Origin of the sequence: Turicibacter bilis (genome assembly GCF_024499055.1) — a bacterium.
GTDB classification, from domain to species: Bacteria; Bacillota_I; Bacilli_A; order MOL361; family Turicibacteraceae; genus Turicibacter; species Turicibacter bilis.
Genome location: NZ_CP071249.1, coordinates 1,037,430 through 1,051,339, shown reverse-complemented (window position 1 = coordinate 1,051,339; position 13,910 = coordinate 1,037,430). Strand labels below are relative to the sequence as shown.

At 34.2% G+C, this 13,910-nt stretch carries 14 protein-coding genes and 6 tRNA genes; 18 read left to right on the top strand and 2 right to left on the bottom strand.

The window, feature by feature from the left end:
* The first annotated feature begins 71 nt into the window (after positions 1–71).
* The 8 genes from J0J69_RS04920 (at position 72) to J0J69_RS04885 (ending at position 3,235) form a co-directional block, all read left to right on the top strand.
* Positions 72–148, top strand: a tRNA-Glu gene (locus J0J69_RS04920).
* Between the two features lie 130 nt (positions 149–278).
* Positions 279–354, top strand: a tRNA-Thr gene (locus J0J69_RS04915).
* Positions 355–362: 8 nt separating this feature from the next.
* A tRNA-Val gene (locus J0J69_RS04910) sits at positions 363–438 on the top strand.
* 130 nt (positions 439–568) lie between these two features.
* Positions 569–643, top strand: a tRNA-Gln gene (locus J0J69_RS04905).
* A gap of 10 nt (positions 644–653) precedes the next feature.
* Positions 654–729, top strand: a tRNA-Lys gene (locus J0J69_RS04900).
* A 62-nt stretch (positions 730–791) separates the two neighbouring features.
* Positions 792–875, top strand: a tRNA-Leu gene (locus J0J69_RS04895).
* Between the two features lie 167 nt (positions 876–1,042).
* Positions 1,043–1,942 carry a cation diffusion facilitator family transporter gene (locus J0J69_RS04890; protein WP_055274732.1) on the top strand — a complete coding sequence of 300 codons (900 nt, stop codon included), beginning with the start codon at positions 1,043–1,045 and terminating at the stop codon, positions 1,940–1,942.
* A gap of 237 nt (positions 1,943–2,179) precedes the next feature.
* Positions 2,180–3,235: a patatin-like phospholipase family protein gene (locus J0J69_RS04885; RefSeq protein ID WP_055274733.1), complete on the top strand. Its 1,056-nt coding sequence runs from the start codon at positions 2,180–2,182 to the stop codon at positions 3,233–3,235.
* Positions 3,236–3,941: 706 nt separating this feature from the next.
* Here the strand turns inward: J0J69_RS04885 and J0J69_RS04880 are convergent.
* The gene (locus tag J0J69_RS04880; protein ID WP_212725208.1) at positions 3,942–5,303 is read right to left on the bottom strand and encodes a sodium-dependent transporter; all 1,362 of its coding nucleotides are present in this window, start codon (positions 5,301–5,303) and stop codon (positions 3,942–3,944) included.
* Positions 5,304–5,619: 316 nt separating this feature from the next.
* Between J0J69_RS04880 and J0J69_RS04875 the strand changes: the two genes are divergently transcribed.
* The 10 genes from J0J69_RS04875 to J0J69_RS04830 all read left to right on the top strand — a co-directional run bounded on the left by J0J69_RS04875 (position 5,620) and on the right by J0J69_RS04830 (position 12,873).
* Complete coding sequence (locus J0J69_RS04875; RefSeq protein WP_055245049.1) at positions 5,620–5,934, top strand: DUF1540 domain-containing protein; 315 nt, start codon at positions 5,620–5,622, stop codon at positions 5,932–5,934.
* 101 nt (positions 5,935–6,035) lie between these two features.
* Positions 6,036–6,737 carry a 5'-nucleotidase gene (locus J0J69_RS04870; RefSeq protein WP_212725209.1) on the top strand — a complete coding sequence of 234 codons (702 nt, stop codon included), beginning with the start codon at positions 6,036–6,038 and terminating at the stop codon, positions 6,735–6,737.
* Positions 6,738–7,155: 418 nt separating this feature from the next.
* Entirely contained in the window at positions 7,156–8,133 is a 978-nt protein-coding gene (locus J0J69_RS04865; RefSeq protein ID WP_068758926.1) for a 5'-nucleotidase, read from the top strand.
* Positions 8,134–8,165: 32 nt separating this feature from the next.
* A complete protein-coding gene (locus tag J0J69_RS04860; protein WP_068758925.1) occupies positions 8,166–8,423 on the top strand; it encodes a zinc ribbon domain-containing protein in 258 nt (85 codons plus the stop codon).
* 278 nt (positions 8,424–8,701) lie between these two features.
* A complete protein-coding gene (locus J0J69_RS04855; protein ID WP_212726105.1) occupies positions 8,702–9,130 on the top strand; it encodes a helix-turn-helix domain-containing protein in 429 nt (142 codons plus the stop codon).
* Positions 9,131–9,245: 115 nt separating this feature from the next.
* A complete protein-coding gene (locus J0J69_RS04850; RefSeq protein ID WP_212726104.1) occupies positions 9,246–10,220 on the top strand; it encodes an aldo/keto reductase in 975 nt (324 codons plus the stop codon).
* Between the two features lie 106 nt (positions 10,221–10,326).
* The gene (locus tag J0J69_RS04845) at positions 10,327–11,130 is read left to right on the top strand and encodes a hypothetical protein (RefSeq protein WP_212726103.1); all 804 of its coding nucleotides are present in this window, start codon (positions 10,327–10,329) and stop codon (positions 11,128–11,130) included.
* A 289-nt stretch (positions 11,131–11,419) separates the two neighbouring features.
* Positions 11,420–11,923 carry an ATP:cob(I)alamin adenosyltransferase gene (locus J0J69_RS04840; RefSeq protein WP_068758922.1) on the top strand — a complete coding sequence of 168 codons (504 nt, stop codon included), beginning with the start codon at positions 11,420–11,422 and terminating at the stop codon, positions 11,921–11,923.
* Between the two features lie 12 nt (positions 11,924–11,935).
* Positions 11,936–12,379, top strand: coding sequence for a DUF4430 domain-containing protein (locus J0J69_RS04835; protein WP_212726102.1), 444 nt, complete (start codon positions 11,936–11,938; stop codon positions 12,377–12,379).
* Positions 12,380–12,381: 2 nt separating this feature from the next.
* On the top strand, positions 12,382–12,873 hold the full coding sequence (locus J0J69_RS04830; protein WP_212724839.1) for a hypothetical protein: 492 nt from the start codon (positions 12,382–12,384) through the stop codon (positions 12,871–12,873).
* A gap of 36 nt (positions 12,874–12,909) precedes the next feature.
* On the opposite strand, the gene J0J69_RS04825 is transcribed toward J0J69_RS04830, so the two are convergent.
* Entirely contained in the window at positions 12,910–13,728 is an 819-nt protein-coding gene (locus tag J0J69_RS04825) for a site-2 protease family protein (protein ID WP_212724838.1), read from the bottom strand.
* Between the last annotated feature and the right edge of the window lie 182 nt (positions 13,729–13,910).

Here is a 13,910-nt window from a genome sequence, read left to right as displayed (position 1 = left end):
TTTGAATAATTTGTTGACACAATTCGACAGGCGTGATATTATATATGTGTACCAAGCGGAACGACAGAAAAGGCCCGTTGGTGAAGCGGTTTAACACACATGCCTTTCACGCATGCATACACGGGTTCGAATCCCGTACGGGTCACCATTAAAAGAAAAGCAAAAATGAGCGTTTATAACACGCTGAAAGTGGAAAGAACAATGAAATAACTAGAGGTTATGAATTGTTATTGAACTTTACAAGTGTTATGCGAGTGTTGCTAGACAATGTAAAAAAAGCCGGAATAGCTCAATTGGTAGAGCAACTGACTTGTAATCAGTAGGTTGCGGGTTCAAGTCCTGTTTCCGGCACCATAAAATATGGAGGATTAGCTCAGCTGGGAGAGCATCTGCCTTACAAGCAGAGGGTCGGCGGTTCGAGCCCGTCATCCTCCACCATAACAAGAAAAGCATAAGCGAGCGTTTATAACACGCTGAAAGTGAAAAGAATGATAAAATAACTAAAAGTTATGAATCATTATTGAACTTTACAAGTGTTATGCGAGTGTTGCTAGACAATAAGAAAAAATGGGCTATAGCCAAGCGGTAAGGCAACGGACTTTGACTCCGTCATGCGCTGGTTCGAATCCAGCTAGCCCAGCCAATTAAATTGTGTCCTGCTAGCTCAGTTGGTAGAGCATCTGACTTTTAATCAGAGGGTCAGAGGTTCGAGTCCTCTGCAGGACACCATTTTTTTTATTTTCTACTTGTTTTTTATTGAAAAGATGATATAATAAAAAAGTAATCAAATTGCGGGTGTGGCGGAATTGGCAGACGCGCTAGATTTAGGCTCTAGTACCTTTGGTGTGCAGGTTCAACTCCTGTCACCCGCACCATTTAATATCATGAAGGACATCCTCACCGGGATGTCTTTTTTGTTGTTTTTTAATTAGATATAGTTGTCTAAAAGAACGTTTTTATATTAGTATCGATTTTTTTATGCGTAATTTTTCATTTACTTTAATATAATAGAATATAAAATGATAAAGAAAGTTGTGAAAGAATGGATAGGCGCTTAGAAGAGAAGAGAGAACGAATAGCTTTGAAAATTTCTTTAGGAGCAGGGGTTTTATTTGTATTAGCGGAGCTTCTGATGGCTATTCTGTCAAAGTCGCAAGCTGTTTTAATGGATTCAATTTATGATGCATCAGAGTTGATGATGATCTTATTTTCATTAAAGCTTGTTCCACTACTTTATAAGCCAGTCAGTGAAAAACAACCTTATGGTTATTCGCAAGTTGAATCGTTGTTTATTGCGATTAAAGGGTTTGTGTTAGCTTCTGTGACAGTGGCACTTGTCGTAAACAATGTACAGTTGATGTTTCATGGGGGGCGTGATATTCAGTTTACGCAAATTGCTTATTTTGAGTTGTTTGCAGCAGGTTTGAGTGTGATTGTAATCTTAATATTGAGGCGCTTAAATCGAGATTCAAATTCCCCTATTTTGAAAACAGAAATGATGGAGTGGTCCATTGATGCGATTGCAAGTTTTGGGATGTCAGTTGCTTTTTTGGTTCCTACATTTGTTAGTCATCCTTGGTTCGATGCTTTGTTGCCTTATTTAGATCAAATCATTGCGATTTTTTTGTCGTGTTTTATTTTACCGTTACCAATTCGTGCCGTTTTAACAGCGATGAGAGATATTTTTTTAATGGCTCCTGAAGAGGAAACAATGGTATTAATTAAAGACAAATGTGAACCCATTCTAAAGTCGTATCATTTGCATGAAACAACGTATGATGTAGTGCGCACAGGCAGAAAGATTTGGATTTCTATTTATGTACTTCCTAATGATGATTATGTATCGGTTAGGTTGTATTCTAAAGTTCAGGATTTATTAGAAGAGGCATTACAAAATGATTTTTCTGATTTTTATATCGAATTATTACCTGATATTTTATAAGGGACTAGTTGCTAGTCTCTTTTTTGTATATTTGACAATCACTTACTATGCCTGTGGTTCAGAAAGCTATTAGTATGCTATTAAAAATAAAAATCCTTCTAAGATGAAAAGATAAGGCCAGTTTTTCGCCTATCCAGTTTAATAAAGGATATAAATAGTCAGGCACATCTGATATGGAATGATTAATTATTATATTGTATATATGCTCATATATTAATTAGTAGGAGGGGGATAGAGATGAAAAGGAAAATTCGAGTGCTATCGATTGATGGAGGTGGAATACGCGGAATTATTCCAGCTAAAATTATGATAAAGATAGAAGAGTTGTTGCAAGAGTATAGTAAAAATCCCAATACAAGAATTAGTGATTATTTTGATTTGATTGCTGGAACGAGTACAGGAAGTATCTTAGCAGGCTTGTATCTTTGTCCAGATGGTTTTGGAAGTACTCATGCAAAGTATAGTGCTAAAGAGGTATTAGATTTGTACTTAGCTCATGGAGGTGAAATGTTTGAACGGTCATGGAAAACGCAAATCATAGATTATTTTGGCTTAACGAGTCCTTTATATAAGGCTGAAAAGCTTGAAAAGATGTTAGCTGATTATTTTGGTGACTTACGGTTAGAAGATTTGGTGAAACCATGTTTGTTTCCAGCGTATGATGTGGAACATGGGGAAGCCATTTTTTTTAATCAGATGAATGCTTATCGAGAGGTTGATAAAAATTTTTTAGTTCGAGAGGTGATTCGGGCTTCAACAGCTGCTCCTACGTATTTTCCGGTTGCTAAGTTAAATAATCAGTCTAAAGAAGAGTCATACTCCTTAATTGATGGGGGAATGTTTGCGAATAATCCTGCGTTATGCGCTTATGTTGAAGCTTGTAAGTTTCCTTTTCAACCGTCACCAGATGATATTATGATTTTGTCATTAGGGACAGGTTCTAAAGGTAAAACGTATCCGTATGAATCATCTAAAAGATGGGGAAAAGTGGGATGGGTGGTCCCTGTCATTGATATTTATGGTTCAGCAGGTTCTCAGACCGTTGATCATCAATTAAAAGTCCTGTATCGGTGCCAGCATATTCGGGATCAATATTTTAGAATTGAACCAGATTTAAGTCAATTTGATGTCAGTCCTCATATGGATAATGCCAGTATAAAAAATATAAAAGCATTGGAAGCAGTTGGTGAAAAAATGGTGGAAGAACATCTGGATAAAATAAAAGCTTTTACTCGTAAATTGTATATTAGTCAAATTGGATGTCAGCCAGATGAGTTTTATCGCATGAAATAATCGGATATTTTTTTGAGAAAGATAGTGTTTGGAGGATGAGTCATTCTATCGGATTTATAAAGAGGGTTAATTGATACAGTAAATGATCTAATTAAGATTTATTTGAATGAGCATCAATTAGCTAAGATTTCAATCAATATTTTTAATAATTTTATTGAGTGAGGTTGTTAAAACTGAAAACTTTCTTTTTGTGTTTTTAGGATTGGCAGAGTGGAATGTTTAACTATATGAAATGAAGGTATTAAGGGAGGAATGTATGGATTTCTTCGTGTTTTATTATGAGATTTAGAGGTTGATGAAGATGGGGATTTTAGTAACATTAAAAATACCTCATCAGAAAGTTTTGTTAGAAGTTAGAACAATTAAAGTTTGTTGTTACTGTTCACGAATAACAGAAAAAGAGAAAGCCAAAACTTTCTCTTTTTTTATGTTATTCATCTTCAAATAAAATCATTTGACGTATTTTTTTAGTAAAGGAGGAGAATAATACAGATGAATTTTGAAAAAATAGATATAGATTAGTAAATTTTAAAAGTTGAACTAATTGATGATTATTCATGTCTATTGACCTCCTCATATGAATTGAATTACTGTCTTCATAATTATTATGAACGGAAAATGTCAAAGTATATTGAAAGATTAATGTTAGATATATGAAATAATGCATAAAAAAACTGTTTCATCATGAAACAGTTTTTAGAATTGCTTAGCTAAATAAGGCTTGGATTCCAGTTAAGAATACGATAGCAATAGCGACAGGTGCAACAAATTTTGTCACTGTGATGTAAGCCATTGTATTTTTAATTGATTTTGATCCTTGTTGTAATTCATCTTTAATGTCAGATTTTTTCATGATAAATCCTAAGAAAATCATGATTAATAATCCACCAATTGGAAGTAATACGTTAGCTGATAATAAATCCATCCAATCAAATAATGTATGCCCATTGAAGACTAAAGCTGAATCCGATGTTTGTGATAAAGCACAGAATGTTGAGATTACAATAACTGCTAATGTTGTTAATCCCATTGCTTTACGACGGTTAACTTTTAATTCTTCCGTAACATAAGCGATGATAACTTCGAAGATTGAGACAACTGAAGTTAAAGCTGCAATAAATAATAATAAGAAGAATAACGCACCGAAGATAACTCCACCAGGCATTTGTAAGAAGACATTTGGTAAAGTAATGAAGACTAAACCAGGTCCGGCTGTTGGATCAATACCAAATGCGAATACAGCTGGGAAGATGGCTAGTCCAGCAAGTAAAGCAATCATTGTATCTGCTGCTGCAATTGAGAAAGTTACGGATGTTAAGTTTTCTTTTTTACTAATGTAAGAACCGTATGTTAACATCGTCCCCATTCCAACACTTAGTGAGAAGAATGAGTGTCCTAAAGCATCTAAAATAGCCTTTATTGATAATTCACTAAAATCTGGTTTTAATAAGAACTGAATTCCTTCACCTGCTCCCGGTAATGTGATAGCACGAATAACTAATAAAACGATAATTCCAACAAGTCCAGGCATTAATATTTTAGTGTATTTCTCAATTCCATCTTTGATTCCACCAAATAAAATAGCAAGTGATAAGATAATGAAAATCACTGTATAAATGATTGGTGTTGAACTTGATGAGAAGTTATTAAAAGTGTCAGTAATTTGTGCTGCTGACATTCCAGCAAATGAATTAGTAATGGTTAAAATGAAATAATGGATGGTATATCCTGCAATGACTGTATAGAAACCTAAAATCATGAAGGCACTAATAATTCCCATCCATCCAATTGCTGACCATTTCGTGTTGGGTGCAATCTTTTTAAATGAACGAACCGCATTGGCCTGACCGCGGCGTCCAATAATGAACTCAGCCAATAAAACTGGAATCCCTACTGCTAAAATTGAAATTAAATAAACTAAAATAAAGGCTGATCCACCGTTTTCTCCTACGATGTACGGGAACTTCCAAATGTTTCCTAGACCAACTGCTGAACCTGCAGCAGCTGCGATTAGTCCAAAACGTGAACTAAATCCGTCACGTTTCGCAGTTGTTGCTTGTTGACTCATATTCAATTCCTCCTACTGTTCTACCAAGCATTTAACTTTTTTGTTAAATGTTTCTACCTATACTTCTTTTATAACTTTCTAAACCTACCTACCTACAAAACGTTCAAATAAGGTCTAACTTATAAAAGTGACTTTATTTTAACATGCAATTTTTGATTTGAAAAGTAAAATGATTATAGAAATAAAAAAAGTCAAATTTTAAGTAAAAAAATCGTTTTGTATCAATTTTATCTTCATGAAAGGAGAATATTTTGTATCAATAAAGGGGAAAATACATGAGGTAAACTATATAGTTGCCACAAATGGAGGTTGTATTATGTCAATCAAATGCGGTGCACATAATTGTGTACATAATGATAATAATGGAAATTGCTATGCTGGAGTTGTCAATGTTCGAGGAACACATGCATTAACAACAGATGAAACATTATGTAAAAGCTTTGCTGATCAAGATTTAAAAGCAGACGCCGAATTTGCGACAGAATTTAATGCTGCACCTAAGAAAGCAGGTGTTAATAATATTAAATGTAGTGCCTGTCATTGTAAACATAATGATCATCAAAAATGTTATGCTGAAGACGTTCAAATTAATCATGTGACAGCTAGCTGCGAAACATTTGAACAACATTAAAAAGAGGGCTTCTATAGAGAAGCCTTTTTTCTTTAAGGGAAGTTCTAAATGATAGAGGAATCTTCATATACTGTCATACATATGTTAGGGGAGCGAATTAGATGGAGATGTTGAAGATTGGAGTAGATTTACGTGCTGTATTTCAGATGAATGAAGTGTGTGAGGGAACTTATGTAAAGGGAGTTTTATTTTCTTTTTTACAACAATTAATGAAATTCAATCATCAAATTATTGAAATCTTCATTTTTTCAGCCGATAATCCATCTATTTCCCCAATGGTTTTTGAAAGCTTATCTGTTCACCAATTAAATATTGATCAAGTTATTTTTACAGGAGGGGAGTCATTAATTTCTTATTTACAGGCATTAGAAGTGGAAGTGTATTTCTCTGCTGATGAGTTCATGGTTGCAAAAGCGCAAGCAGTGGGAATTTTAGCAGGTGTAATCTCGAATAAAATTCCGATTTCAACCTTAAGTATTGCCTTTGATCATCGTTTGTTTTTAGATCAGGTCACTTATAGTGGTCTTGGCAAGTGGATTCCACTATTAGGTTATATTCAACAACAAGATAAACAATCTTTATCGATTGAACTGATGACGACTCGTTCATATAGTGTCGATCGTTGGATAAAGGAGTTGTTTAAAGACGCTCAATGTAAGATTAATGCAGTTTGTTTTATTGCCTCCGGAAAGGGCGCTGATTTAATGGAGTTATATAACGTTCATATTTATTTTGAAGGAGAGCAGCGGGAACCACTATCACCTCTCCCAAACTCTGAATGTATTTTAAATATTGATTTTTGAAGCAAGTATGCTTTAGAAGGTGGCATATCATTTTTGGAACAGACGATTAGAAAGCATAGATGAGGCGGGACATTATCATGAGTCACTTGATGAACATTATTTAATATTGATGGCGTTATCAAGTAACTTAATTTATGAATTTATATGGGAGCTTTTAGAGATAGTTTTTTTAGTATTTAAGGTTAATTTTTGGTTGCTTTGTCTATTTAATACGATTAACGTTCATTGTTGATTAATTTCAAAGAAAGGTGTTTAACATTAATTATATTGTTTTAGAAGGGGATTTTAGAGTAAACAACAGCTTTTTTATATTAGACATCAGTTGACTTATATTGATAAAATGGGAAAAAATATATATAATGAGTGTATAAAGTTATCCACATATAATGTTAAATATGAGTGTAAGAGGTGAGTAAAGGTGGCATATGATTTAAGCGATAAGTTAGTGGTGGCAATTTCAAGTCGTGCTTTATTTGATCTTGAACATGAAAATCAAATTTTTGAGAACAATGGAATTGAAGCATATACACATTATCAAATTGAGCATGAGAATACTGTCTTACCAAAGGGGACAGCTTTTCCGTTAATTGAAGCTTTACTAAGCTTAAATGAGAAGTTTGAAGAGCCAATTGTTGAGGTGATTATTTTATCAAGTAATAGTCCAGAGACAGGATTGCGTGTTTTTAATAGTATCTCAGAATATGGATTAGATATTGTCCGAGCAGCCTTTACGGGTGGGGAGGCTAAACACCCTTATTTAGAGGCATTTAATATTGATCTATTTCTATCTCGTAATGAAAAAGAAGTTCAAGATGCGATTGATCAAGGGGTTGCAGCTGCTCTAGTTTATGATGCACCTCGTGATTATCATCCAAACCAAAAAGAAATCCGTATTGCTTTTGATGCAGATGCGGTTGTGTTCTCTGATGAATCTGAATTAATTTATAAACAAGAAGGATTAGAAGCTTTCTATGAAAACGAAAATGCAAATGCTGAAAATGCAATGAATGAAGGTCCATTTGCGAAATTATTGAAGACACTTTCTAAAATTAAAGAAAAAGATGATTCACTACTAAAAATTGCGATTGTGACGGCGAGAAATTCACCGGCTCATAAACGTGTTATTTTAACGTTACGCAAATGGGGATGTAAAATAGATGAGATGTTCTTCTTAGGGGGCGTTGCCAAGGATAAAGTTTTAAAAGCCTTTAATGCACATATTTTCTTTGATGACCAAGATTATCATGTAGGTCCTGCTTCACAATTGATTCCCTCAGGCCGCGTTCCTTATAAATCAGATTCCAAATTACATCAATTTCAACAACATCAAGTTGAGCAACAACCGGAGTATCATGAAAATCACGAACATTATGAACATCATGGCGAACAATCCTAGTAGTAATTTCATCAAGAAGGAAGTGAATTAAAATGGAGAAAGTTTGTCAAAGTTGTGGTTTACCATTAAATGAACGTATTTTAGGGAACGAAAATAATGGAACCTTCTCTCAAGAATATTGTTATTTATGTTATCGTAATGGGAAATTTATTCTTCCCAATTTAACAATTGATGAAATGAAACAACAAATTTCAAAAATAGTGAATCAATCGCCAGGGAATAAATTTCAAAAGTGGTTAACAAAACAGGTACTTTGTTTACAATTAAAAACATTAAAACGTTGGAAATAGTTAAAAGGTTAAAATCTATTCTGGATTTTAACCTTTTTTTGAATAAAAAAAAGTGAACTGTCAACTTATTTTTCGTGTTAATTTTATATTTTTTCAGGACACAACTCTTTAAAAATGGAAAAAATTAGTTTATAATGTTTTGTAATTAGTACTAATCAATAGGAGTTTTTATCTTAATTCAAGGAAGAGTAAGTCGTCCGGTTATTAGATTACATTTATGTGAGTGAATCAAGAAGTCAACTAAGAATGGAGAGTGAATGGAGAAGGGGAGTGAGCCTATGAAAAAAGTTTGTCAGAAATGTTTACATGAGTTAGAGGTCAAGACGACATCAATACAGTCTGGATTTGGAAACTTAAAGTTACATATTGAGGGAATTACTGTTTATGTTTGTCCTTGCTGTGGTGATACAACGCTGGAGTCGACTGATGTACTCGTTCTTCAAAAGTTAAGTGAAACGCTTAGTGAATCTGGAGCGAAAAAACGGACACAATCATTAGTGACAAAAGAAGACGAGCGTGAAATTTTAACGCTTTCGGAAGTGGCTTCGTTATTAAGAGTTAGTCATCAAACCATTTATAATATGATTAAAGATGGCCGTTTAAAAGGCCATAAAGTCGGCCGTGAATGGCGATTTATCAAAAAAGATATTGATGCCTATATTTTATCAGAACAAAAGCAATCATTTGATGATTTATTAAAGGTATAATTGAGGAAATCAGAGCAATAAAAGTGACAGATGTGAAAACGTCTGTCATTTTTGTTTAATAGTGATTTAATATAGGATATAATGGATGTTAAGTTGATGAGGAAAGGGGTTTATTATGAAGAAAACACAATTAGGAAAAAGTGATTTAATGGTCTCACAAATTGCTTTAGGATGTATGGGATTAGGTGGAGAATGGGATGCTAAGATACCGCTAACAAAATCAGATGAAGTGGCAGCTATAAAAGCAGTTGAGGCGGCATTAGAACAAGGGATTAATTTCTTTGATCATGCTGATATTTATAAGGGTGGAAAAGCCGAAACAGTATTTTCTTCGATTTGGGATGCCAAATTAGTAGACCGTGAATCAATTTTTATCCAATCTAAATGTGGGATTCGTTTAATGAATGATTTATATGAAGGATCGGCTCCGCATTATGACTTTAGTTATGAACATATTATGCATTCAGTTGATGGTATCTTAAGTCGTTTAAAGGTTGATTATTTAGATAGTTTATTATTACATCGACCAGATACCTTAATGGAGCCTGAGGAGGTAGCTAAAGCCTTCTCTAAACTTAAAGAAAGTGGGAAGGTTCGTTATTTTGGAGTTAGTAACCATAATGGCGCACAAATTGACTTCTTACAGTCTTATTTAGATGAACCATTAGTTGCCAATCAGATGGAACTGTCGTTATTACAATCTAATCTAATTGATGAAGGATTGAATGTCAATTCACTAGTGAATCCGTTAGATTATCGAAGTCAAGGGACACTGGAATATTGTCGTCATCATCAAATCACGTTGCAAGCCTGGTCACCGCTAGCAGGTGGTTCTTTAACAAAAGAGGAAGTGTCATCAGAACATGAAGAGATGATTAAACTCATTCAGTTGTATGCTAATGAATATGGAGTGAGTCGTGAAGCGATTATGGTCGCTTGGCTATTGCGTCATCCTGCACAAATTCAGCCGATTGTTGGAACGAAGACGCCTGCTCGCTTACAGGCGATTTGTGAAGCGATGAAGGTGACATTAACACGAGAACAGTGGTATCGATTATATAACAGTGGTTTAGGAAGAAAATTATTATAAGGTAGCAAGAGCGAATCGCTCTTGCTTTTTTTATTAGGGCAGGGGGTATAACTTTATCTATTTGAGTTCATTTTAATAGTAGAAAAGTCAAAAGGGATGAAGATAGATGAAACAGAAAAAATTTAGATTATTGTTATTACTTGTAGCCATGTTAGGCCTCTGTGGTTGTCAGATGGAGGTACCAGATGGAAAAGTGGACCGACATTACGTTGGTGTTGGAGAAATTGAGTTTATTGATGCATCTGTTGAACAAGAAGAAGGTAGTGATTTAGCTATCTATCAAACAAGAATAAAAAATAATTCTAAGCATACGATTAAAGGATTAACGATTGAGGTAGAGTTAGAAAATGGTCGTCATACGACCATTGTGACGCAAGATACATTACAGCCAAATGATATAAGTGGCTGGATTCGTTGTGTTGGACCAAGTAGTTTACAGATAGATGATCTTAAAATGACGCGCTTTACGATTAAAATGGTTGATGATAATTACCAAGAGACCGTTGTGACCTACGATGTTGGACGGGATTTTTATACTTACAATCAATTAACTAAACAAGAAATGATTGATCCATTAGTTAAAGTAGAAGAGATTGAGTTTGTGGAGGCTACGTTACTGAAAAAAGAGGATGACGAGGTCGTGTTACAGACGTATTTAAGAAATAATTCAGATTATAATCTCCAAAGTGTGATGTATACATTTGAAGATGAAGACGGAGAAACTTATACATTATATAGTCCATTAGAGATTGAAAGTCAGCATCAAAGTTCACTTTTAACAATATCTAGTTTACCGAGTACTAATTGGGATGATTATCAATTTAAGAGTGTAAACTATACCTACCTGGATCAGGAGACCCTTGTTCATATGATGTATGATGTTCGTTTAAAGCAATATTTTATCAAATAAAAAAACACTGAATGTTTTCAGTGTTTTTTTATACTGCTTTATTCAAGGAAGAATCTATTGTGATGCTAAGACACCGACGTCTCTTATCACATGATTAGAAGATATGAAAGTGTACCGTTTTTATTATGGTTTATTTTATTAATAAGAATACGAGATTTTAAAAATTTCTTTTCTTTTATCTTTCATAGTTGTTAGTTTTTAATGGTTTCGCTATAATAGGATAGCAACTAACAGAGTGACGTGGAATAATATTGAAGGCCATGCATAAAACGTAGGGAGAGGTAAAATCATGAGTCAAAATTGGGATTTAATTGCGTATCCTTTTTTAAACGAAAAAGGTCGTTTAGTGGACCATGAAGTATTAACGGATACATTATCATCAACACTTGGGATGATTTGTTCTTTATCCACCCCACTTAAGGAAGAGACATGGTGGTTAATGGAGATGGTCTTACATTTAAATGGATCGATTCGAGGTCGCTTAGCCGTCAGTGAGGAGGATTTGAACAAAGGGTTAGACATGCTTCATACGTTAAAGGAAAAAAATAAGGAACGTCTGAATCGTTTTGTTTATCCGACAGGGCATGAAGTTTCTTCTTGGTATCATATTGCAAGATGTCAAGCGAAGCAAGTTGTTCGTAATTTATATTTATTAGAGCAAGACGGGCTAGATGTTCCGCAGTTGGTCATTGATTTTGCTAATTTGATTGCTAATTTATTATTTGCTTTCTCTGTTGAAGTGAATGCTGTATTTGAAGTTGATGAAGTTGAGTTTATCTCAAAATCGTATTAAGGAGGATTTTTCATGAAATTGAATGTGAAAAAGGCATTAATCGCATTGGTAGCGATTGTAGCTGTTGTCGTGATTGGATTTACTATTTCACCGATGAGTAAACAAGAGGGAGAGAAGTCAATTACGATTACGATCTTAAATGATGAGAGCAAAGAAACGTTATTAGATAATAAAGTATTAAAAACGGATGCTGAGTCTTTAGGAGAAGTTTTAGTACAGTATAAAGACGAGTTACAGCTAGAAGCTGAAGAGTCTGAATACGGTCTATATATTACTGGATTTTTAGGGTTAAGTGCAAAGGAAAATGGAGCAACAGGTCCTTGGTGGATGTATAGTTATGAATCACCTTCTCAAGGATTAGAGATGCCAATTGGACAAGCACCAGGTGTTGATAGCTTAATGATTCACGATGGAGATATGGTAACATTCAGTTATACAAGTAACATGGGTTGGTAAGAATGAGTGTGAAAGAAATGACAAGAGTGTCGCTATTGGCGACACTCTTATTTATCATTTATAGCTGTGGTTCAATGGTCATGTATGTCGAACTCTTTAATTTCACTGTGCTATTGTACAGTGTGACGCTTCCGAAGAAACATGCTTTTTTGACTGTATTATTATTTTGTTTATTATTGTTACTGGTATATGGGATTCAATTATGGACGCTCATGTATGCTCTCGTTTTTCCGAGCTATACTTTGATTTATCACCTGTTTGGGAAACGATTGAAATCGGAATATTTTTTAGCCGTTTTAGGGTTTGTTTTAGCCTTTTTATGTGGGACGTTAATCGATTTACCGTTTATGATGATGAGTGGAATGACATCGAAAGCACTTTGGATTCGTTTGTTACTTGGTTTTCAAGTGTCACTTGGAAATGGATTAAGCACATTTTTAGCGACGTTATTTTTATATCCACCACTTTCAAAAGTGATTAAAAAGATGAGTTAAAGTAAAAGGTCTGATGCTAATTAGTGGCTCAGACCTTTATTTATTAAGTTTAAAATGCTGAATAATTGAAGTGAGAAGTCGTTTAATCAAAATTGTTCCGATAATGATAAGTGCCCACTTAATCATGACTTTTGTGGATAGGTGGTTTTGAGTGAGGTAGCGATAAATTTCATTGATGAGTGGTAAACAGGCGATAGTGATGAGTAGAATGCCGACGAGTTGGTTGATGCTTGTTTTGATTAAATTGAGTTGTTTGGCTGAGATACCGATTTTATATAGTAATGGATCAGTATAGAGTGACAGCATTTGGCCGCCATCAAAGAATGGGATGGGGAGAAGGTTAAAGAGAAAGAGTAATAAATTCATGAAAATGAAGATGAAGAGAATAAATTTTATCGTTGTAAATTGGTTGGCAATGAGTTCTATCGAATCGGTCATACCTACTTGTGGAGTTAGCATATCGTTAAAGGAAAATAGGGTGAAAAGGGTTTGAATAAAGTTGAAAATCATTTCATTAAAGGCCATAAAACCATTTAAAAGCGAGGTTTCAAAATAGAAAGTTGTGGCCAAAATAGCAGCAAGATAGTTGAAGGTGACACCTGATCCTAAAATGATAAATTGCTTATATCGAGAGAGCTTTAATTCTTGACTTTGTGGATAGATGGTCATCCCACCCCCGGGAATAATGTTAAAGGTAAAGGTCGTATATTTTGTTTTGAAGGAGATAACTTTAAATCCCATGCCTGTAATAACGTCAGTGGCTTTAACACCAAAGAAATAGGCAGATGAATAATGCCCCATTTCATGAATAAAAATACTAATGTAGGCAATTAGAATATACCAAAAAATCGCCATCATATCCCCCCTTGTTTGCATTAACCGTATTGATACAATATATGCAATTAAATTTAAAATATAAGTATTGAATATGAAACATTGGGGGGGAGAGAGTCTAGCGATTAAGAAAGATAACTTTTTAGTTGAGTGTCATATATTGGAACAATTTGTAAGAAGAGTTAAAATAAATTTGAAAAATT